The sequence below is a fragment of the Allobosea sp. 05T422_2 genome (genome assembly GCF_056396265.1).
In genome coordinates this window covers 1-19,572 of the sequence record NZ_JBFTLD010000117.1, presented here as the reverse complement: position 1 = coordinate 19,572, position 19,572 = coordinate 1, and the positions used below count along the sequence as shown (strand labels likewise).

The following is a 19,572-nucleotide window of genomic DNA, read 5'->3' as shown; positions in this document are numbered from 1 at the left end:
CTCAGCATGCGCGCGACCATGGCGTGGCCGACGAGATCGGTCTCGCCAGCCAGGAGGCCGGTCATGACCATGGACAGCATCGGCTGGGCCGCATCGAAKACGCCGAACATGGTCTCGACCGCCTGCTCGATCTCGGCATTGCTGCGCCCTGACAGCGGGCGGCTGGCGAGAGCGTCGACTTGCTGCCGGGCCGAGGCGAGCGTCTGGACCAGGGCATCCAGCGATGGCTTGAGTTGCGCGGTCTCGGAAATCCGCGCCAGCGCGGCGTCGGTCTCGGCGCGAAACGCGATCAGCCGCTGGCGGGAAGGGCTGTCGAGCGACGGCTCCTCGCCCAAGACGCTGTTCGTCGGCCCCCGTTCAGCAGTCAGCCGATTGGCCGCGTCCAGGGCGAACCGGAAGGCCTGCAGCTTGGAGAGATTGTCGCGACTGGCGTCCAGATCGCTGTAATAGCTGGCGATGAGTGTCAGGCCGAGGGCCAGTGAACAGGCCATGACCAGGATGATCGCGGCCCAGAACCGGTAGCTCAGATTGGGATGCTCTGAGCCAGGGCGGTCTGCGGCATTTCTTCCAGCGGGAACCATGGCAGACAGAATTTACTCGCATCACCCATGGGAAACTGCCCAGGGGGCGGATATTCCGCTCAGAATATCGCCGCAAGAGGAAAGTCCAGGCGGACCGATCCGGGGCCGGTGCCTTCGGAGGCAGAGTTGCTCCGAACGTCAGAGCTTAGGCGCGCAAGACGACATCAAAGTAAAGGGCATGCGGGGCAGCTTCCGCTGCGACAAGGCGGCGCGCCCCGAGATGTAAACCGAAGGCGCGCGGGCCTCAGCCCGCCAGGACGCGCTGCGGCGGGAAGGTGATCTCGACCAGCGTGCCTTCCTTCTTGACGCTGGTGATGGTCATCGCCGCGCGGTTGGCTTCGACCAGCGCCTTGGTCAGCGGCAGGCCCAGGCCCGTGCCTCCGGCGCGTCGCGTCGTTGGCACCTGGCGGAACGGCTCCAGCGCCATTGCGATTTCGCTGTCGTCCATGCCGATGCCGGTATCGCGGACCCGCAGGATCGCCTCGCCCTGATCGCCGAGGGCCGTCGAGACGATGACCTGCCCGCCGGCATCGGTGAACTTCACCGCATTGGAGAGCAGGTTGATCRCGATCTGRCGGATCGAACGCTSATCGGCCACGACCGGCGGCAGCTTGGGCGAGAGCCCGGAGCGCAGCACCACGCGCCCACGTTGAGCCTCCGGCTGCAGCAGATTGACGACGGACAGCGCGATCTCGTTCAGATTGACGCTGACGAAGTCGAGATCGAGCTTGCCCGCCTCGATCTTGGCGAGGTCAAGCAAGTCATTGACCAGGCTGATGACGTAGCCGCCCGACTGGTGGATGTCGCGCAGGTATTCCTTGTAGCGTTCATTGGCGATGKGCCCGAAGCGCTCCTCGGCCATGACCTCGGCGAAGCCGATGATCGCGTTCAGCGGCGTGCGGATCTCATGGCTGATCTTGGCAAGCACGTCCGATTTCTGGGCGCTGGCCTTCTCGGCCGCCTTGCGGGCCTCGACCAATTCGCCTTCGGTCTTCTTCCAGGCGGTGATGTCGCGCAGCACGGCACAGAAGCGTCGCTCTGCGCCGTCGGCGATCTGGCCCATGGTCATGAACAGCGGAATGCGGCCGCCCTGACGCACGCGCGCCATGACCTCGCGCCCGTCATTCATCACCGAGGCGACGCCGCCGCCCTTGAGGCCTTCGAGGTAATCGAGGGCAGGAGCGTGGCTCTCCGGAGCGAAGAGCAACGTGAACAATTCGCCTGAGACCTCCCGCTGGTCGTAACCGAACAGGGCCTCCGCGGTCTTGTTGAGCGAGAGAATGCGGCCGCGCTCGTCGACGGTGACGACGCCGTCGGTCGCGGTATCAAGCACCGCGATCATCTCGCTGATCCGGGCTTCACGGGCGTCGATGTCGAGCCGCAACGCGTCGACGCGCGCCGCAATCTCGGCCTCCTCGGCCTCGAACTCGGCTGCGAGTTCCGCTTCCTCAGTCTCTTCCTCGGTCAGGACCTTGACCTCGCCGCCGCCATCGGGATGACGGAAGGCCATCAGCGTCGCGGGCTCGCCTTGCCATGAGACGCTCGACAGGCGGGCATCGACACTGACGAGATGGCCCGTCCGATCGACCAGGATCATGGTGCCGCCATCGGAGCGGGCCGCTCCCTTGATCATGCGGCTGATGCCGCCGCCGGACGTCAGGTCGGCGAGATCGGCGTAGTCGAGCAGATCGAGAAGCGTGCGATTGGCATAGAGCGGTTCGTCACCGCGGTTGACCAGGACTGCAACGGGCAGGCGGTCGAGCACATCGGCATGCGAATTCGGCAGGCGTTGCCGCGCCGCAGCTGCGGAGGGGGCGTCGACCGACGGCACCGGCTCGGAAACGAAGGACGCTTCCGCCGCAGCGGGCTTCGATTCCGCTGCCGCCGTGTCKACCGGCTCCGTCGGCTCGGGTGCCGGCTGGCCAGGGCGGTCGGCTTCTTCGTTCAGGCGCAACGGGACCGCCGGTGGCAGCCGGGGCTCGCCTTCGTCGTCTCCGGCGATGCGGGCGCCGAGCGCCTTGGCGATCTCGCGGAAAGCATTGCGCTCAGCGGAGGTCAGCAGCGCCTTCGAAGGTTCGAGCAGCGGTCTGACCGTTGTGAGATGACCGTTGCGAAGCGGCACGACATTGGCACCGGCCTCGTTCGGAGGCGGAGTTTCGGTGCGAGCCGCCGGTGTCGGCTCCGTGGCCGGAACGTCGATGCTCATCTCCGGGGCTTTGCCTTCGTCGGCGCTGTCGGCGGACACCGCGACGAGCGGCGCGGGACCAGGCTCATCGGAGGCTGGGGCAGGGGGGGGCGGCGCTGAAGCGGGCACGGGGCTGTCCGACGCATCGGTGGGCAGCGGGAATGGTTCGCGCTCGATCATGCGGGCGAGACCAAAACCACGGAAACCTGCAAGATCACGCTTCGCATCGAGGACGGGCACACCGGAAAGCTCGACCCGAACCCCTTCGGCGAGGCCGGCAGTCCGCCACAGGACCGGGTGTCCGCTCCAGGTGGTGGCGGAGGCCAGCCGCTGGATCAGACTGCCCTCGCGGTCGAGCAGATCGCGGTCGATCAGCTCGAGCCAGCTACGACCGATCAGGCCTGCGGCGGCATCGGTCCCGACGATCTCGGCAATATCGGGCGAAAGACTCGTGAAGCGGCCGTCAACGTCGCTTTGCCAGACGAAACGCACGGTCGCGCGCTTCGGTGCAGCAATTGCCGGCGCCGGAGCGGGAGAAGCGACGGTTGCGCCCGGGGCAGATGGCGCCACGACACGTGGAGCCGGCGGAACCGTAATGCCGAGTCGGCGCAGCTCCGACGGAGCGATGGCGATCGCGAGGATCTGTTGACCCTCTGGTCCCGTCAGCAACTTGCAGCCGCATGTCACCAGCGTGGCAGTGAAGCCGGGCGTCAGMCGGAGGCGTTCAAGGCGCAAATGATCCCGCGGAGCGAGCCCGCCGGCGAGCAGTGCCAGCCTGTTGCGCGTTGGTGTGGGCAATGATGTGCCATCGGCGTGCTGGCCGAGCAGTGCTTCGGCGCCCGCGTTGACAAAGCCGACCCGGGAAGTCTTCTGGTCCCAGAGCATCAAGGCGCCGTCCGCAATGAAGGGCGCCAGCGCTGCGTCTTTCGCTGCGTCTGTTCCCTGCATCGCCCAATCCTGCCCGGGTTCGCTCATTCCCATCCGCTCGTTCGGTCTGCGCCGATATGGCTAACAAAGCCTTAATAGCGGGCAAATGACTGCAAATCCATGGAACTGATGAAGGCTCTCCCGCGTCTGATCGAAACAGCGTTAACGTAGCGGGGTCACGCGATTGTCATTGCGCCGCAATAATGATATTGCAGTGCACAATCGAGTGGTAAACCAAGCCATCCACAGCCAGGAGGATAACCCATGACCGGCAAGACGCCTTATGAAGTGCCGACCGAGATGCGCGAGTTCGCCGAGCGCAGTGTCGAGCAGGCCCGCAAGGCCTTCGATGGCTTCATCGGCGCGGCCCACAAGGCAGTGGACGGTGCGCATGGTTCGGCCGAATCCGCACGCGTCAACGCTCAGGACGTGACCCGCAAGGCCATGACCTATGCCGAGAGCAACGTCGCCGCCGCCTTCGATCTCGCCCAGAAGCTGGTCAAGTCGAAGGACCTGACAGAGGTCCTGCAGCATCAGTCCGAATTCTTGAAGTCGCAGGTTGCGGCTCTCCAGGGCCAGCTCAAGGATCTGGGCGTTGCCGCCCAGGAGGTTGCGGCCAAGGCCGCCGAGACCGCCGCCAAGGCGACCAAGATGAAGTGAGTCGCCAGCGGCGCAGTACTGCGCCGCTCCACGCGACAAGGTCATTGGCGCCGGGCCAGGGCTCGGCGCCACCCGTTCGCTCGCTGAAGGAGGAATGACGATGGCTAAGCCTGCTCCGCCAAAGATCGGATCAAAGGCTCCGATCAGTCTCGCTTCCGTCAAGGCCCTCTCGGGCGACGCGCCGACTGAGTCGAAGGCCGCGCCAGCAATCCCGGCCGCGACCGGTCCGGTCGTCGGTGCGCCGCCTGCTGCTTTCGCTGCTGCAGTGGCCCCAACTCCAGTTTCCGCCCCTGCCAGTCCTGCTCCAGCGCCTGCGGAGCCCGTCGCGGTTGCGCCGGTCAAGCCGGCTCCCGCGCCCGTCGTCGCCAAGCCTCCGGTCGCGCCGGTCCAGGTCGCGAGCGCTGTGCCGCCCGCCAAGGTCGCCGCTGTCCCGGCCTCCGCCCTGCCGTCTGCGGCCGTGAGCAAGCCGGTTGAGCCGCTGAAGAGCGCCGTCAAGCCTCCGGTTGCGCCAGTCCAGGCCGCCAGCGCTGTGCCGCCCGCCAAGGTCGCCGCTGCCCCCGTCTCGGCGCCAGTCGCGCCCGCTGCCAAGTCCGGGGTGGCGCGCCAGCCCGCAGCGGCTGCGGCCAAGGCCAAGCCGTCGACCAAGGTTCGCGTCGCAAAGCAGGTGACCAGAAAGCCGGCTGCCGCTGCCAAGGCAGTTTCGACTGCGGCCACCAGCCAGCCGGCCGCTATCCTCAAATCGGCCGCAGAAGTCGGTGCCGCCGCCGTAAAGACCGGCACGGAAGTCGTGAAGAAGGCGACGGCGACCGTCTCCGCAGACGTTCGGAAGCTTGCCAGCGCGGCCCCGCCGGTTGCGGCCGCTGTATCGCCGCTTTCGCGCCCACCGGAATTTGCGACGCTGACAGCTTCGACCTGGCTGGCTCAGATGCTCGCCGCTGCACGCGTGGTCGGCGCGCTGCAGGCAAAGGTTCTCGACCATGCCTGTACCGAGCTGAAAGCAGCATTGAGCGAGGCGGAGACGCTCGCCAGGACGGACAATCCCGCCGATGCGGTGGTGATTCACGCCAAGGCGTTGCGCCGTGGCTACGAGGCCTATTCCGCCCATGTGACGGATCTGGCACGCACCGCGCAGGCCGTTTTGCGGCGGGATTGAAGGGGCAAACGACGGCGCGCTGGATTTCGTGTGGTGCGGTGCATTTCGGCGGTTGCAATCGCGCCGCGACGGCACTAGGTTCCGCGCCGCCGGCCAGTTCGCATCCTTGCGCGGTCTGGCAGGGCGCCCGAAGGGCGCCGAGAGTGCCGTGCAGCCATAGCTCAGTTGGTTAGAGCGCTAGATTGTGGATCTAGAGGTCCCCCGTTCAAGCCGGGGTGGCTGTACCATTCCCCCCCGTTGAAAATCATCGATCGTGTCGGAGGCGTGTCCGGTTGGACTGGCCTCGCCTGTCGGGGCTCCGCGCGGATTTGAGCGACCYGACGCGTGGGCTCCCGGGCTCCCTTTCGAAGTCGCCGCGATTCGGGGCAGTGCCGTCCAGATGAAGCGGCGAAGCCGCTCCATCGTCGAAGCGGCCATGTGCGGCACATCCATCGCGGGATGGGATGTCAGCGCCCCAGTGGCCCTGATCAGCGGCCGGTGCGGGCCTTCAGGCGTTTTGGTGCCATCAACGTCCGCGCGCTTGTGGTGGGGCTCGGCACGGGCGCGTGGCGGGGCAGGGTGTCGGTGTCTGCCAAAGGCGTCGACATGCTGCGGCATCGGGCGAGGCCGATCCGCCGTCAACGCCCCCGCGGGATCTGCGCCGCAGCCGCCGTCAGCATCGGCTATCCCCCTGGTGCGGCGCGCGTCAAATAGACCGGCGACGCGCATTTCGATGGTAGCTCACAGGCGCCACATTCCGGACGCGCGAATCCCATTTTCGACTCGGGTGTCGGTGGTGTCGGTGATGTCATCGGTCCTTCCGTCGAAGTAGATGTGATGTTATCCTCCCCAGCGCTTGTTATCTTCAAAGTCCCGGGGACCTGAAATGACAAAAGTTAAACTTGCGATTTTCACAATGGCGACGGTCGGAATCGCCTTCACCGGTCTTGCCGCGACAACGGCTCCCGCAAATGCTGTCATTTATTGCAGCTATATCGGTTATCCCGCCGGGTGCGTCGCGCGGCCCGGCGTTCGTCTCGTAGCTCGGCCCGTTGGGGTCGGTGCCGTGACAGCGCCGCGTCCGGGCAATCGCAATGGTGGGGTCAACAGGGTCGGCGTCCGTCGCTAGCGCCTAATTCTGTTTTCACGAGCCATCAGAGCCTTCGCTGATCGTTCAGCAACCGCCGGGCGTTTTTGAACGCCTCGCGGTTGCTCAATAATCGGGGAGGGCTGTGCTCGTGTGCTGCCGCGCCTGAGCTCCCAAAGGGGTGCGTCAATTGGGTCGAGATGGGGCAATCGAACCGGAAGCGAAGCGGCGGATTCCGACGTTGAGCTCAGAGGTTCTCCCTCGATTCCAGATTGAAATGGCATAGCCCGAGATTGGATGTCCGGCTCTCGGATAGCGGACTTGAAGTTCGCTTCGCTCCGAATACAACTTGTGCAGCCGAAGTGGATCAGTCCAATGTTGTGGCGTCGCTCGTAAATGCCAAAAATGAGCGACGTCCCAGCCTCGCGCGCAGGCACGACAACAGGCCGCTTTTTCCGTCATCTGAGCTGAGAAAGAATAACGACTGGCGGATACTGAACTCGAGAAAACCTGCTGACGAGCTTTCGACGGTCTAGTCTGGCATCGCCTCCCATTCTCAATCTTTGGATAATGAAGGAACGAACCATGCGCAGCCTCGCCTTTGCCACCGCAGCTTTCATCGCCTTCGCCGCAACCGGTGCGAATGCACAGGTTGAGCTGAAAACCTACGCCGACGCGAACGGTTACATCGATGTCCAGAAACTGACCTGTGCCCAGCTGGCCGGTACTTTCCAGCAAGACGCCGATCTCCTGACGACGTGGTATAGCGGTTGGTACAATGGCCTTGGCAAAAAACACTTCATCAACGTCGCGCGGGCCAGGGAGGCCGAGCACGAGACCATTGTCTACTGCAAGGCCAACCCAAAGGTGACAGTCATCAAGGCGATGGGCCTGGTGTTCGACAAGATGCGCAAGGAGCGTGGCATCGTCCTCGCCAAATGATGCGGGTCGCGCACCGGCGCCGCTGATCGCCCTCGCGCGGCGTCGCGATTTGGCCGAGTGACGTCCTTCCGACGCTGCGCTTGTGGGCTGAGCTTTCGACGGTCTTGAACCCGTTGCTGGCGATTGCCATATCACCATCAAGCGGAAGGGCTTCGCCTTCCGCCTGCGGAGTGCTGCGCCAGCGGGCTCCGATCGACAGATGAGGCGCCTTTCGAGGGCTTCTGCATGACGCGTACGCCTAGCCTGTCCCATCCTTTCCTGCTTGGGTTCGATGATATCGAACGCGCGCTGGACCGGGTCGCGAAAGGCGCAAGCGAGGGATATCCTCCCTACAATATCGAGCGCATGCCGCGCACGGAGGATGAGCCGGATCGTCTCCGGATCACTCTTGCCGTGGCGGGGTTCTCGCGAGACCAGCTTGAGATCACGCTGGAAGAGAATCAGCTCACCATTCGTGGCCGACAGAGCGACGACAAGAGCAGGCAGTTCCTGCATCGCGGCATCGCGGCGCGTCAGTTCCAACGCTCCTTTCTGCTGGCTGACGGAATGCAGGTACTCGGGGCGGATTTGTCGAATGGCCTGCTAGCMATTGATTTGGTCAGGCCGGAACCGGAGCGGCTCATCAGGCGTATTGATATTATCAGTCGCGATTGAGCCCAAGGTCGGAACGAAGGCTTCGCGGTTGTGCTTTCGTTCATGATCTGGTGATCAACATAGGAACCGCCATTCGCACTGCTCAAAGGAGGGCGCGATGACTGAAGAGACCAATGTTATTCGCACGCCACCACTGACCCAGGCAGAATTCGCTGCCCTTGGCACGGGCGAAGTGGCCTATCTCAAGCCGATGAGTTCCGAGGAACTGCTGAGGATCTTTCCGCAGGCTCCGGAAATCGAGCCGGGCCTCAAGCTCTTCGCGCTGCTCTCCGCCGATGGTGCGCCGATCCTGGTAACCGATTCCCGGGAAGCTGCGACCGCCAATGCCTGGGAACACGACCTGCGGATGGTCAGCGTGCATTGAACTGCGAGCGTCAGGCGGTGGCGATTTCCGCCACCGCAGCCTGCAGTTTCGCAATGTCGAGCGGCGTCGAGAGCCGGTGATCGCCGTCCTTGATCAAGGTCAGCGTCACGGGATCGCCGCTCAGGTGTTCCACCAGCTTGATCGCATGCTGCCAGGGCACGTCGGGGTCCTGCATTCCCTGAAGGATATGGACGGGGCAACCCGTCTTGATCTCGCCGCCGAAGAGGAGATGGCTGCGGCCATCCTCGATCAGCGCCCGCGTGATCGGCGTCGGCTCCGGCGAATAGGCGGATGGGCGCTGCCAGACTCCGTCACGCAGGATCGTCTCGCGAATCGCTGTCGGCATCTGAGCCCACATCAGCTCTTCGGAGAAATCCACCGCGGGCGCGATCAGCACCATGCCGGCGGGAGCAAGAGCGGTGCCCCGCAGTCTCCGGGCCGCGAGCAGCGCAATCCAGCCTCCCATCGACGAGCCGACCAGAACCGGGGGCGCCGCGCAGCGCGCGGCAATGACGGCGAGCGTGTCCTCCAGCCAAWGCGACAAGGTCCAGCGACCGAAATCGCCACCTGTCTCGCCATGTCCGGAATAGTCGAAGCGCAGGAAGGCGCGTCCGCTGCAGCTTGCCCATTGCGCGAGTGCGTCAGCCTTGGTCGCCCGCATGTCGGAGCGAAAGCCGCCGAGCCAGACGACGGGATGTCCCGTTCCCGGCTGCTCCAGAAAGGCGATGCGGCGGCCGTCCGCGCCGTTGCCGACATCAAGCCATTGCGGGGCAGGCTGCTCCACCTGAAATCTCCTGTGACGAATCTGTCCTGTCAGGGCATTATAGGCTGGGATCGGCCCTGTGCGCTGTCATACTGTCCGCCTCCGATCCGAGAGATTTTTTGAAACGGTGAACATGTCCTTGCGGTCAGGCGCGCATCCGTCGCTGCCTTCGACGGATAATCATCCCCTGAGCGGGCGGACCATCCTGCAGATCATCCCCGATCTCGAGGCAGGTGGAGCCGAGCGTACGACGGTCGATATCGCCCAGGGGCTGACCGAAGCGGGCGCGCGCGCGCTCGTCGCGACCGAGGGCGGCCGCCTTGTCGCCGAGCTGCAGGCGAAGGGCGGCGTCTGGCTGCCGTTCCCGGCTGCTTCGAAGAACCCGGTCACGATGGCGCTCAATGTGCGCAAGCTCGTGCTGCTCTGCCGACGGGAGCGCGTTGAATTGATTCACGCCCGTTCGCGGGCGCCGGCCTGGGTTGCGCTTGCCGCGGCGCGTGCGCTCAAGCTGCCCTTCGTCACCACCTATCATGGCTCCTATGCCAGCCGCTCGGCGGTGAAGACGCAGTATAATTCGGTCATGGCGCGCGGCGACGTGGTCATCGCCAATTCCCGCTACACGGCCGACCTGATTCTGGCGAAGCACGGCTTTGCGCGTGACCGCATCCGTGTCGTCCATCGCGGCACCAATTTCTCGGCCTTCGCGCCATCCGCGGTCGGGCCGGAACGAGTCCAGGCCTTGCGTCGTGCCTGGGGCGTCGAGCCACATCAGCGCATCGTGCTCTTGCCGGGACGACTGACCGGCTGGAAGGGCCATCGTGTGCTGATCGAGGCGGCTCGCCTTCTGCGCGAGGGCGGCGACAACGATACCGCCTTCATCTTCGCAGGCGACCATCAGGGCCGCGATGGCTATGTCAGGGAGCTCGACCAGGCCATCGCCAAGGCCGGGCTCGAAGAACAGGTCAAGCGCGTCGGCCATTGCACCGACATGCCGGCGGCCTTGCTCGCGGCGGCGGTCGTCACCGTGCCCTCGACCGAGCCGGAGGCCTTCGGCCGTGTTGCGGTCGAGGCGCAAGCCATGGGCATTCCGGTTGTGGTCTCCGATCTCGGAGCAGTTCCCGAAACCGTACTCGCGCCGCCGCAGACGGCTCCCGGCGAGCGCACGGGCTGGCGCGTGCCGCCGGGCGATGCGTCTGCACTGGCCGCGGGCCTCAAGGAGGCGCTGGCGCTGCGCCCCTCGGCGCGCGATGCGCTGGCCCGCMGGGCCCGCCTCCATGTCGAGCAGCACTTTTCGCTCGAGAACATGGTCAGCGAAACCCTCGACGTCTATTGCGCCTTGCTTGGGCGCTAGGCTCTGTACTTGAGCGGGTGTTGCCGTGTTTGCATTGACAATGCCCGACTTTATGCAATGTGTCTGATCAACGGTGCCGACAGCACCATTCATAGGAGAATACAGCCATTCGCCGTCCGTTCCGCGCTGCCCCAACCCCGACCAAAGACGGTCCGCGTTCTAACCGCGACATCCGCGGTGTCCGTGAGGTTCAGCTCATTGACGATACCGGCGCCAACCGTGGCGTTGTGTCGTTCTTCGAGGCCCTGAAGATTGCCGAGGATGCCGGTCTCGACCTGGTCGAGATCGCCCCCAATTCAGTGCCTCCGGTCTGCAAGATTCTCGACTACGGCCGCTTCCGCTTTCTGGAGCAGAAGAAGGCCGCCGAGGCGCGCAAGAAGCAGCGCACCATCGAGATCAAGGAGATCAAGCTCCGGCCGGGCATCGACAAGCACGACTACGACGTCAAGATGAAGGCCATGCACGGCTTCTTCGAGGAGGGCGACAAGGTCAAGGTGACCCTGCGCTTCCGCGGCCGCGAAATGGCGCACCAGGACCTCGGCGTGAAGGTGCTCGAGCGGGTCAAGGCTGATCTTGTCGATGTTGCCAAGGTCGAGAGCGACTGGCAGCTTGAGGGTCGCCAGATGGTGATGGTCCTGGCGCCAAAATAGGTCGCCTGGAGCGCCCTGCCTCGGAATCAGGTTGAGACAAGGCCCGGCCGCTTCGGCTGGGCCTTGTCTCATTTGATCCCTGCTGGGTCGTCCTAAGGCATCGGCCCGAAAAGTGGATTGCGGTTTTCCGAAAGGCCGATGCAAACACAGAAGACCAGATCATCGGACCGGTTATGAATCCGGTCCGATGATCTAGCTGACGGAGCGAATGATCTCGCGATAGGCGGCTTCCGGAAATGCCTTGAGCGTTTGCGTTCTCACATTGCCGTGCATTGCCAGTTGCAGGCAGAAGCGCGCCAGAACGGCATCGTCTGGTGCCTCGCAGACGATGACCATGTCGTATTTCCCCATCGTCATGAAGAAGGCCTTGAAGTCGCCGCCCATGTCGCGCAGCAGCTTCCTGGCCGTGTCGAGGCGGGTCGGCGAGTCCTTTACGTTGCGCGCGCCCTGGTCGGTCCAGTTGGTCAGCAGGATATAGGTCGTCATCACGCTTCTCCCTGGCTGGGCCCGGCCCATGCGTCGGAAGTGTCGTGTGCGGCGGCCCGATCGTCGCCGCTCGGTCTAGGACGGGATGTTTCGCCATCCGCCGGGCCTCTGGCGCCAGTGTAAAGCATCGACCCGAAAAGTGGATTGCGGTTTTCGGGACAGCCGATGCTCCAACGTGACCGTCAGCGGCGCTGCCGGCCGTCGCCGCCGACTATGGCGCGTCCCGGGCGAGGCTCCGGCGGGCGACCCCTCAACCACTCCCGGCAGGGTGAAGCAGCAATCCGTCCAGCATGGCATTAAAGGCCGCGATCGCCCGGTGAGAGGCGGCTTGCGGGTTCTCGGCATGGGCGATCCATTGTGCCGCATGTTGCGTCGCACCGGAGATCAGGCGGGCGGCCGCCTCGGGGTCGATCGCGAGCAGGATCCTGTCCGCGACAAGCGTCTCGAGGCTCGCCGTCATCGAACGGATGCAGGCGCTCTGCGTTGGCCAGTTCCAGGGATCGCCGAGGACGGCTGGCCCATCGCGTAGGACGATGCGCTGGATCTCCGGCTCCAGCGCCATCTCGATATAGGCGGTGCACTCGTCGCGGAAGCCGGCCCATTTATCTGCCGCACTGGCGGAGACGATGCGAAGGCGCTCGTTCATTTCGTCATCGATTTCGGAGATCACGGCCCTGAGCAGGCCCTTCTTGTCACCGAAGTGATGGTAGAGCGCCCCGCGTGTCAGTCCGACGGCGGCGGTCAGTTCATCCATCGAGGCGTCGGCATAGCCCACGGTGCCGAAGGCATGGCGCGCCGCACCGAGGAGCTTGGCCCGCGTCTCGGCGATCATCTCCGTGCGTGGTCTGCGAGCCATCCATGTTCCTTTCGCATACGCGGCGTATGTCAATTGACACGGGCCGGGTCGGCTCCTACTTCACTTTCATACGCTCCGTATGTAAGTGGTACAGAAACTTCTGGAAAGAGGCCCGTCATGGCCAACCCCTATCGCGAGATCTTCAGGGCTCCAGGCGCTATCGCGTTCTCGGCGACGGGCTTCATCGCGCGCATGCCGGTCTCGATGGTAACGCTCGGCGTCGTCACCATGCTGTCCCAGGCGCGCGGCGAATACTGGCTGGCAGGGGCGGTCGCGGCGACCTTCGCCTTGTCCAACGCACTGATCGCGCCTCAGCTCTCCAGGCTGGTCGATCGCTACGGGCAGCGTCGGCTGCTCATTCCCGCAACACTCGCAGCGATTGCGGCGCTATCGGGCCTGATGCTGTCGACCCGCTACGAAGCGCCCGTCTGGGCTCTTTTCGTCTTCGCCATGCTGTCAGGAACGATGCCGAGCATATCGGCGATGGTCAGGGCGCGCTGGACCGAGCTTTATCGCGATACGCCGAAGCTGCGGACCGCCTTCGCCTTCGAGTCGGTGGTCGACGAGGTCATCTACATGACCGGGCCGGTCATCGCGATCGGGCTGAGCGTATCCTTCTTTCCAGAGGCAGGGCCGCTCGCCGCGACGCTGCTGCTGACCGTCGGAACTGCGCTGTTCGTCGCGCAGCGGGCATCCGAACCGCCCGTGCATCCGCAGGGGGCGAGTGGCGGTGACTCGGTCATTCGCCTCGCGTCGGTGCGGATCATCGCCTTCATCCTGATTGCGATCGGCACGATCTTCGGAACGGCCGAGGTCACCGCCGTTGCCTTCGCCGAGGCGCAAGGGAACAAGGCTGCCGCCAGTTTCGTCCTGGCGAGCTATGCCGCGGGATCGCTGATCACGGGGATCGTGTTCGGCGCGCTCAGGCTGCGCATGTCGCTGGCCAGCCAGTTGCTGATTGCGATTGCGCTTGCAGCGGTGACCACGCTGCCTCTGCTCGCCGTCAACAGCATCGGCAGCCTTGCCGTCGTGGTGTTCCTGGCCGGCGCTGCCGTTTCGCCGACGATCATCGTCTCGATCGGCCTGATCGAGCGCCTCGTCCCGGCTGCGAAACTGACCGAGGGCATCACCTGGGCCATGACCRGCATCGGTATCGGCATGGCGGTGGGCTCTTCCGCCTCAGGCTGGGTCATCGACGGGTTTGGCGCGCGCAGTGGTTTCTGGATTTCGGTTGCCGCAGGCGGCGTTGCCCTCGCGACGGCCTTGCTTGGTTATCGCCGCCTGCATGGTGAGAAGCCGCAGCCCGTCCTGCGTGAGGCCGCAGCCTGTATCGGCCCTTAGGGGCAGAACGCCGAAAGGGGCAGAGCCTTCGCATCATTGTAGCCGCGCCGGAGCATCCGATCCGTGGGGCCTGCCATCATTGGCCTGCGTGAGCGCTCGTCGAAGAAGGAGGCGCGCAGAGCGCGCCTCCTGAACGATGCCCGACAGGGCTAGCCGTCGACGAGGGCGAGCGCGGCGTCGGTGTAGCGTTTGCCCGCCACGTCGGCCGGCGTGAGCGCTTCGCCTATGGCTGCTGTTTCGTCGGTGGTCAGGACGATGTCGGCCGCCGCCCTGTTCTGCTCCAGATGGGTCATCTTGCGCGCACCGGGGATCGGCACGATGAAGTCCCCCTGATGCAGCACCCAGGCCAGCGCAAGCTGCGCGGCGGTGACGTTCTTGCTCGCGGCCAGGCGTTCCAGCCGTTCGACGAGCGCCGCGTTGGCTTCCAACGCTTCGGCCTGGAAGCGTGGCAGGGTCCGGCGCCAGTCCTCGCTGCCCAACTCGTCGAGCGTCCGGATCGTGCCGGTGAGCAGGCCGCGGCCGAGCGGGCTGTAGGGCACGAACCCGATTCCGAGCTCACGGCAGACGGCGAGCACGCCGTCTTCAGGCTCGCGGCTCCACAACGAATATTCGCTCTGGACGGCCGCGATCGGATGCACCGCGTGCGCCCGGCGGATCGTCGAGGCATTGGCCTCGGACAGGCCGAGCGCTCGGACTTTGCCCTCGCGCACGAGATCGGCCATGGCGCCGACCGTATCCTCGATCGGCACATTCGGGTCGACGCGGTGCTGGTAATAGAGATCGATCACGTCGATCCCGAGCCGCTTGAGCGAGGCTTCCGCCACGGCCCTCACATGTTCCGGCCGGCTGTCGAGCCCCGCCATGCGCTCCGGTCCCTTGCCCTCTTCGAGGATCCTGAACCCGAACTTCGTGGCGATCACCACCTGGTCGCGCACAGGCCTGAGCGCCTTGCCCAGCAGGACCTCGTTCTCGAATGGGCCATAGACTTCGGCGGTGTCGAAGAGGGTCACTCCGATATCGACGGCGCGCCGCAAGGTGGCGATCGCGGCGCTCTCTTCCTGGCCACCATAGGCGAAGGTCATCCCCATGCAGCCGAGGCCGACGGGGAAGACTTCGAGTTCTTGACCAAGCTTGCGAGTTTGCATCACGGGCTCCTCTTTTGTGATCCGATACAGATGAGGCTTGCGCCACTGATCGATAATCACCTGGAGAAAGCACGGCCTGTTCGATAAAACAGATCAATGAACCGCGCTGATCTCCCGCATCTCGCCGTCCTGGCGGCCGTCGCCCGCAATCGGGGTTTCCGTGGCGCGGCACGCGAGCTCGGCATTGCGCCGTCCGCCGTCAGCCATGCCGTGTCGCTGCTGGAGGCCCGGCTCGGCGTGCGCTTGCTGGCGCGCAGTACGCGCAGCGTCGCTCCCACCGAGGCCGGGGCGCAGCTTCTGGAACGGCTGCTGCCGGCGATGTCGGAGATCGCCCTGGCGCTGGAAGTGGCAGCTGCCTCGCGCGACGAGCCCGCCGGCAATCTTCGCCTCACCGTGCCGCGCACCGCCGCTCATCTGGTACTGGCGCCGAAGCTCGGCGCCTTTGCCGCGGCCTATCCGGAAATCGTGCTCGAGATCGTCATTGACGACAGATTCGCTGATGTCGTCGCGGGCGGGTTCGATGCCGGGATCCGGCTCGGCGAGAGCCTGCAGCGCGACATGATCGCCGTTCGCATCGGGCCGCGCATGCGTGGCGTCGCGGTTGCGGCCCCGGCCTATTTCGCCGGGCGTGACATGCCGCTGACGCCGCACGAACTGCCCGGGCATCGCTGCATCCGCTTCCGCTTCGAAAGTGGCGTGATCTATCGCTGGGAGTTCGAGAAGGACGGTCTCGTCGTCGAACCCGAAGTCACGGGGCCGCTGATCCTGGGCGATGACCGGCTCGTCCTCCAGGCCGCGCTTGATGGTGCCGGCATCGCATTCCTCTTCGATGACTATGTCCGCGATGGGCTCGGGCAGGGCAGGCTGGTGTCTGTTCTGGAGGATTGGTGTCCACCCTTCGACGGGTTCTACGTGTATTATCCGAGCCGCCGGCAGATGCGCCCGGCGCTGCGGGCTTTCATCGACTTCTTCCGCGCTGATAAGGGGTAGCGCTGCCGCACGCTTCCGGGCCCGTTGGGCTCCCTTCCGATCATGACCACGAGGATTTCCGTGACGGGTTCTATTTCGGCCGTTCTGGTTCACGTCTCGGACGTGGTCGCGGGGCTCGCTTGGTATCGCAGCGCATTTCCCCGCGCCGTTCCGGCGACGAGCCAGCCTTCGGGATTCGCCTTTCTGCAGATTGGCGAGACGCAACTTGAAATCGTTCCGGATGACACGAAGGTGGCCAGCGGCGCTACCGGCTCGATTGTCTATTGGCGGGTGGAGGATTTCGAGCGATCGCTTGCCCATTTGCAGGCGGTCGGCGCGGTTCTCTATCGCGGGCCGCTGGCCATCGACGGTGATCTGTGGATGTGCCAGGTTCGCGATCCTTGGGGCAATTGCATCGGGATCAGAGGGCCTCGCGCCGAAAAGCTGGGCTGATCGGGATAAACCCGTTCCGGTTCGCCATGCGGCCTTTTAGGCATGAGTGGCGCCTGCACTTGCCAGCCCCGGGCTTTTCTGTCATATGCGCGCCCTTCGATCGCCCGGCTGATAAGGGCTGCCGTGGCGGTCGTTCTTTGCTTCCAGCAAGCAAAATCGAAGCGGCGCATCTCGCGCGTCCGCGACCATTGAGGAGCTGAAATGCCCAAGATCAAGACGAAGTCGAGCGCCAAAAAGCGCTTCAAGATCACCGGAACCGGCAAGGTGCTCTACGCCCAGGCCGGCAAGCGTCACGGCATGATCAAGCGGACCAACAAGCAGATCCGCAATCACCGCGGCACGGCAACCCTCTTCGAGGGCGATGCCGCCAACGTGAAAAAATACTTCCTGCCGAACGGCTGACGCCCTCTAACCTTTCCGGAGATCACACATGGCTCGCGTGAAACGGGGCGTAACGTCCCACGCCAAGCACAAGAAGACACTTAAGGCCGCCAAGGGTTTTTATGGCCGCCGCAAGAATACGATCCGCGCTGCCAAGGCGGCCGTCGATCGTTCGATGCAGTATGCCTATCGCGACCGCAAGAACCGGAAGCGCTCGTTCCGCGCGCTCTGGATCCAGCGCCTCAACGCTGCGGTGCGTGAGCATGACTTGACGTACTCGGTCTTCATTGGCGGTCTCGCCAAGGCCGGTATCGAGCTCGATCGCAAGACGCTGTCGGCGCTGGCCATCGACGACGCAGCCGCCTTCGCGGCCGTGGTCGAGACGGTGAAGGGTGCCCTCGGCGCGGAAGCCAAGGCCGCCTGAGTTTCGCCTCGGCGAAGTGAATTGGAAAAGGCCGGCAGCGATGCCGGCCTTTTTCGTTGTCAGCTCTGCATGCTGTCGTTTGCGGGAAGGACCCAGTTCTGGCCCGCACCGTCGACGACACGCTGGTAGGCTTCCTCCGGCGTATCGGCGTAGCAGAACAGCGAAAGATCTTCGGGGCGGATGAATTTTGCCGCGGCCATGGCATCGAGATTGAGCAGGTCACGCCAGAAGGCGCTGTCATAGAGCACGATCGGTACGGCCRGCATCTTGCCCGTCTGCTTCAGCGTCATGATCTCGAAGAGTTCGTCGAGCGTGCCGAATCCGCCGGGAAACACGACGAGCGCCGCGGCGCGCATTGCCAGGTGCATCTTCCGCATCGCGAAATAGTGGAAGCGGAAAGTCAGGTCCGGCGTTGACCACGGATTCGGCTCCTGCTCGTGCGGCAGGGTGATGTTGAAGCCGATCGAGAGCGCCCCCGCTTCCGTCGCACCGCGATTGGCTGCTTCCATGATGCCCGGCCCGCCGCCAGTGGCGATGACATGATGGCGCCCGCTCTCGCCGTCGATGAGCGCGCCGCCCCGCTCGGAGGCAATGCGGGCGAATTGCCGCGCCGCCTCGTACCAGCGGTCACCTTCCCGGACGCGGGCCGAGCCGAAGACGACAACGGTCGAGATGATGCCGCGCGCGCGTAAATGGTCCTCGGCCTTCTGGTATTCGAGCATGAAGCGCACGCCGCGTGTCGAATCGCCAAGGATGAAATCGGGGTCGAGCGCCGCCAGGCGGTACGAGGGGGAATTCTTCTGGGCCTGGCTGTCGGGCATGATGTCTGTCTCCATGATGCCACCTGCATAGCCGCATCCCGGCGGCACTGTCGCCTGCATCGCTGGCAGGGCTGCTCCGCCAGGCCCGGGACTTGTTCGGGCCAAGCACTTGTTCGGGCCAAGCAGGTGTTGAGGCCAAGCACGTGTTCAGCCGAGGTACTTGTTCAGGATCTCGGCGAGACGTGGCGCGCCGGCATTGTGCGGCAGCAGGGTCAGAAAGCGCCCCTCGCGGTCCATCAGATAGGTGAGGGAGCCGTGATCGACGGCGTACTCCGCGGCGCCATGATGCGGCAGCGTGAGCTTGCGGCGATGCACCTTGTAGGCGCGGGCGATCGCGGCAATCTCCGATTCGCTGCCGGTCAGTCCGATCAGGCGCGGATGGAGGGCTGTGACATAGGCTGCCATCGTGGCGGGCGTGTCATGGGCCGGATCGACCGTGACGAAGAGCGGCGCGAGCCGCTCGGCCTGCGGGCCGATGGCGTCGAGCGCTTGCGCGATGATCGCAAGATCGACCGGGCAGGTATCGGTGCAACGGGTGAAGCCGAAATAGACCAGCATGAACCGCCCGCGGAAATCCGTGTCGTTCACGCGCTTGCCGGTGTGGTCGATGAGCGTGAAAGGGCCGCCGAACCGGGTGGCGAGCGGGTCGATAGGGCTGGCGCCAGATGCAGGCGGTTGCTGCGAGAACGCGCCTGCGGCTGGCAGGATGGCGCCAAGGGCCAGCAGCACCCGCCGCGAGATCATTTCGGCCGAAGTCCCTTGATTCCGTAAGGGCCGTCTTCGGCGATGCTGCGGTTCGCTTCAGGATCGGCCCGCCACCATTCGGAGGCCTTGCCGTTGCGGGCCTCCCAGTCGGACTTGAAGCGTTCGGCCGGAATCCAGGGCTGCGAGGGGCCTTCGCGGACCGCCTGCACGAAGAATACTGTCACTGCCGGGTTGGCGATCAGCAGGCCATCGGCCTCGATCTCGCGGCCGCAATAACCGATCAGGTCCCGGACCGAGCCGGCAAAGTCGACGTTCGATTTCGCGACAAGCCGGAAGGTGCCGTCGGCCAGGACAAGGCCGAGCTGGCGCTTGCCGCTGCCGCAACCGGGCGTGCAACGGCCTGTGAGATGGCAGAGCGGATCGACGACCCGCCCCTTGAGGATTGTCGCAGTCTCGTACGGGATGTTCCAGGCTTCGGCCGCGCGCGCGGTTGTCACGGGGATGCCGGCGAGAAGCGCGGCCACACCCAGCATGTGCCGCAGCATTCGCATCGCTCAGTTCCCGAACGGCTGGATGCCGTGTTCTTCATGCGTCATGCTGATCACGCCCTTGTCGTCGGCGATCCTGTCGACGAGCAGGTACTTCACGCCGTCGCGCTCGAGCAGCTCGCCATCGACTGTGACCTCGTGTGTGGC

The 19,572-nt window shown here is 64.9% G+C and carries 20 protein-coding genes, 1 tRNA gene and 1 pseudogene; 13 read left to right on the top strand and 9 right to left on the bottom strand.

Translation table 11 applies throughout. From position 1 onward, the window contains the following. Window positions 1–491: pseudogene (locus AC1DJT_RS20000) on the bottom strand (GGDEF domain-containing protein); the annotation flags it as partial. A 334-nt stretch (window positions 492–825) separates the two neighbouring features. Continuing rightward, window positions 826–3,741, bottom strand: coding sequence for a sensor histidine kinase (locus AC1DJT_RS19995; RefSeq protein ID WP_476834719.1), 2,916 nt, complete (start codon window positions 3,739–3,741; stop codon window positions 826–828). Window positions 3,742–3,957: 216 nt separating this feature from the next. Between AC1DJT_RS19995 and AC1DJT_RS19990 the strand changes: the two genes are divergently transcribed. The 6 genes from AC1DJT_RS19990 (at window position 3,958) to AC1DJT_RS19965 (ending at window position 8,532) form a co-directional block, all read left to right on the top strand. After that, window positions 3,958–4,353, top strand: a complete 396-nt coding sequence (locus AC1DJT_RS19990; protein WP_069877448.1) for a phasin — start codon at window positions 3,958–3,960, stop codon at window positions 4,351–4,353. A gap of 100 nt (window positions 4,354–4,453) precedes the next feature. Continuing rightward, on the top strand, window positions 4,454–5,506 hold the full coding sequence (locus AC1DJT_RS19985; protein WP_476769810.1) for a hypothetical protein: 1,053 nt from the start codon (window positions 4,454–4,456) through the stop codon (window positions 5,504–5,506). Window positions 5,507–5,656: 150 nt separating this feature from the next. After that, window positions 5,657–5,733: transfer RNA gene (locus AC1DJT_RS19980), tRNA-His, on the top strand. 1,424 nt (window positions 5,734–7,157) lie between these two features. After that, window positions 7,158–7,514 (top strand): HdeA/HdeB family chaperone, encoded by a 357-nt coding sequence (locus AC1DJT_RS19975; RefSeq protein ID WP_441488956.1) that lies wholly within the window; start codon window positions 7,158–7,160, stop codon window positions 7,512–7,514. A 225-nt stretch (window positions 7,515–7,739) separates the two neighbouring features. Further along, entirely contained in the window at window positions 7,740–8,168 is a 429-nt protein-coding gene (locus AC1DJT_RS19970) for an Hsp20 family protein (RefSeq protein WP_043233104.1), read from the top strand. A 97-nt stretch (window positions 8,169–8,265) separates the two neighbouring features. Continuing rightward, entirely contained in the window at window positions 8,266–8,532 is a 267-nt protein-coding gene (locus AC1DJT_RS19965; protein WP_441488957.1) for a BQ00720 family protein, read from the top strand. Between the two features lie 10 nt (window positions 8,533–8,542). Here AC1DJT_RS19965 and AC1DJT_RS19960 read toward each other — a convergent pair whose 3' ends face one another. Continuing rightward, window positions 8,543–9,316 (bottom strand): alpha/beta hydrolase, encoded by a 774-nt coding sequence (locus AC1DJT_RS19960; protein WP_476834718.1) that lies wholly within the window; start codon window positions 9,314–9,316, stop codon window positions 8,543–8,545. 112 nt (window positions 9,317–9,428) lie between these two features. Between AC1DJT_RS19960 and AC1DJT_RS19955 the strand changes: the two genes are divergently transcribed. Both AC1DJT_RS19955 and infC read left to right on the top strand, forming a co-directional pair. Continuing rightward, window positions 9,429–10,646, top strand: coding sequence for a glycosyltransferase family 4 protein (locus tag AC1DJT_RS19955; protein ID WP_069877444.1), 1,218 nt, complete (start codon window positions 9,429–9,431; stop codon window positions 10,644–10,646). 107 nt (window positions 10,647–10,753) lie between these two features. Further along, window positions 10,754–11,296 carry a translation initiation factor IF-3 gene (gene infC / locus AC1DJT_RS19950; protein WP_069877443.1) on the top strand — a complete coding sequence of 181 codons (543 nt, stop codon included), beginning with the start codon at window positions 10,754–10,756 and terminating at the stop codon, window positions 11,294–11,296. A 192-nt stretch (window positions 11,297–11,488) separates the two neighbouring features. Here the strand turns inward: infC and AC1DJT_RS19945 are convergent, their stop codons facing one another. Beyond that, window positions 11,489–11,782 carry a GYD domain-containing protein gene (locus tag AC1DJT_RS19945; RefSeq protein ID WP_441488959.1) on the bottom strand — a complete coding sequence of 98 codons (294 nt, stop codon included), beginning with the start codon at window positions 11,780–11,782 and terminating at the stop codon, window positions 11,489–11,491. Window positions 11,783–12,032: 250 nt separating this feature from the next. Then, a complete protein-coding gene (locus AC1DJT_RS19940; protein ID WP_441506482.1) occupies window positions 12,033–12,638 on the bottom strand; it encodes a TetR/AcrR family transcriptional regulator in 606 nt (201 codons plus the stop codon). Between the two features lie 117 nt (window positions 12,639–12,755). Here AC1DJT_RS19940 and AC1DJT_RS19935 point away from each other — a divergent pair, with 117 nt between their 5' ends. Further along, window positions 12,756–13,979 (top strand): MFS transporter, encoded by a 1,224-nt coding sequence (locus AC1DJT_RS19935; RefSeq protein WP_476834717.1) that lies wholly within the window; start codon window positions 12,756–12,758, stop codon window positions 13,977–13,979. Between the two features lie 149 nt (window positions 13,980–14,128). Here AC1DJT_RS19935 and AC1DJT_RS19930 read toward each other — a convergent pair whose 3' ends face one another. After that, window positions 14,129–15,124, bottom strand: a complete 996-nt coding sequence (locus tag AC1DJT_RS19930) for an aldo/keto reductase (RefSeq protein ID WP_441506484.1) — start codon at window positions 15,122–15,124, stop codon at window positions 14,129–14,131. A 96-nt stretch (window positions 15,125–15,220) separates the two neighbouring features. Between AC1DJT_RS19930 and AC1DJT_RS19925 the strand changes: the two genes are divergently transcribed. From AC1DJT_RS19925 to rplT, 4 genes are all read left to right on the top strand, one after another. Next, window positions 15,221–16,114, top strand: a complete 894-nt coding sequence (locus AC1DJT_RS19925) for a LysR family transcriptional regulator (protein WP_441506485.1) — start codon at window positions 15,221–15,223, stop codon at window positions 16,112–16,114. A 102-nt stretch (window positions 16,115–16,216) separates the two neighbouring features. Beyond that, window positions 16,217–16,546, top strand: a complete 330-nt coding sequence (locus AC1DJT_RS19920) for a VOC family protein (RefSeq protein ID WP_476769747.1) — start codon at window positions 16,217–16,219, stop codon at window positions 16,544–16,546. Window positions 16,547–16,747: 201 nt separating this feature from the next. Continuing rightward, window positions 16,748–16,948, top strand: a complete 201-nt coding sequence (rpmI, locus tag AC1DJT_RS19915; RefSeq protein WP_043233081.1) for a 50S ribosomal protein L35 — start codon at window positions 16,748–16,750, stop codon at window positions 16,946–16,948. Window positions 16,949–16,976: 28 nt separating this feature from the next. Next, complete coding sequence (rplT, locus tag AC1DJT_RS19910; RefSeq protein WP_043233082.1) at window positions 16,977–17,351, top strand: 50S ribosomal protein L20; 375 nt, start codon at window positions 16,977–16,979, stop codon at window positions 17,349–17,351. A gap of 59 nt (window positions 17,352–17,410) precedes the next feature. On the opposite strand, the gene AC1DJT_RS19905 is transcribed toward rplT, so the two are convergent. From AC1DJT_RS19905 to AC1DJT_RS19895, 3 genes are all read right to left on the bottom strand, one after another. Then, window positions 17,411–18,172 carry an LOG family protein gene (locus AC1DJT_RS19905; protein WP_476834716.1) on the bottom strand — a complete coding sequence of 254 codons (762 nt, stop codon included), beginning with the start codon at window positions 18,170–18,172 and terminating at the stop codon, window positions 17,411–17,413. Window positions 18,173–18,319: 147 nt separating this feature from the next. After that, the gene (locus AC1DJT_RS19900; protein WP_441506488.1) at window positions 18,320–18,916 is read right to left on the bottom strand and encodes an SCO family protein; all 597 of its coding nucleotides are present in this window, start codon (window positions 18,914–18,916) and stop codon (window positions 18,320–18,322) included. Beyond that, window positions 18,913–19,428: a hypothetical protein gene (locus AC1DJT_RS19895; protein WP_476769748.1), complete on the bottom strand. Its 516-nt coding sequence runs from the start codon at window positions 19,426–19,428 to the stop codon at window positions 18,913–18,915. Before AC1DJT_RS19895 ends, AC1DJT_RS19900 begins: the two co-directional genes overlap by 4 nt. Between the last annotated feature and the right edge of the window lie 144 nt (window positions 19,429–19,572).

Coding starts and splice junctions, on each gene's coding strand:
- AC1DJT_RS19985 (WP_476769810.1), top strand. CDS start 4,454: ATGGCTAAGCCTGCTCCGCCAAAGATCGGATCAAAGGCTCCGATCAGT.
- AC1DJT_RS19930 (WP_441506484.1), bottom strand. CDS start 15,124: ATGCAAACTCGCAAGCTTGGTCAAGAACTCGAAGTCTTCCCCGTCGGC.
- AC1DJT_RS19990 (WP_069877448.1), top strand. CDS start 3,958: ATGACCGGCAAGACGCCTTATGAAGTGCCGACCGAGATGCGCGAGTTC.
- AC1DJT_RS19945 (WP_441488959.1), bottom strand. CDS start 11,782: ATGACGACCTATATCCTGCTGACCAACTGGACCGACCAGGGCGCGCGC.
- AC1DJT_RS19895 (WP_476769748.1), bottom strand. CDS start 19,428: ATGCGAATGCTGCGGCACATGCTGGGTGTGGCCGCGCTTCTCGCCGGC.
- AC1DJT_RS19940 (WP_441506482.1), bottom strand. CDS start 12,638: ATGGCTCGCAGACCACGCACGGAGATGATCGCCGAGACGCGGGCCAAG.
- rplT (WP_043233082.1), top strand. CDS start 16,977: ATGGCTCGCGTGAAACGGGGCGTAACGTCCCACGCCAAGCACAAGAAG.
- rpmI (WP_043233081.1), top strand. CDS start 16,748: ATGCCCAAGATCAAGACGAAGTCGAGCGCCAAAAAGCGCTTCAAGATC.
- AC1DJT_RS19975 (WP_441488956.1), top strand. CDS start 7,158: ATGCGCAGCCTCGCCTTTGCCACCGCAGCTTTCATCGCCTTCGCCGCA.
- AC1DJT_RS19925 (WP_441506485.1), top strand. CDS start 15,221: ATGAACCGCGCTGATCTCCCGCATCTCGCCGTCCTGGCGGCCGTCGCC.
- AC1DJT_RS19965 (WP_441488957.1), top strand. CDS start 8,266: ATGACTGAAGAGACCAATGTTATTCGCACGCCACCACTGACCCAGGCA.
- AC1DJT_RS19900 (WP_441506488.1), bottom strand. CDS start 18,916: ATGATCTCGCGGCGGGTGCTGCTGGCCCTTGGCGCCATCCTGCCAGCC.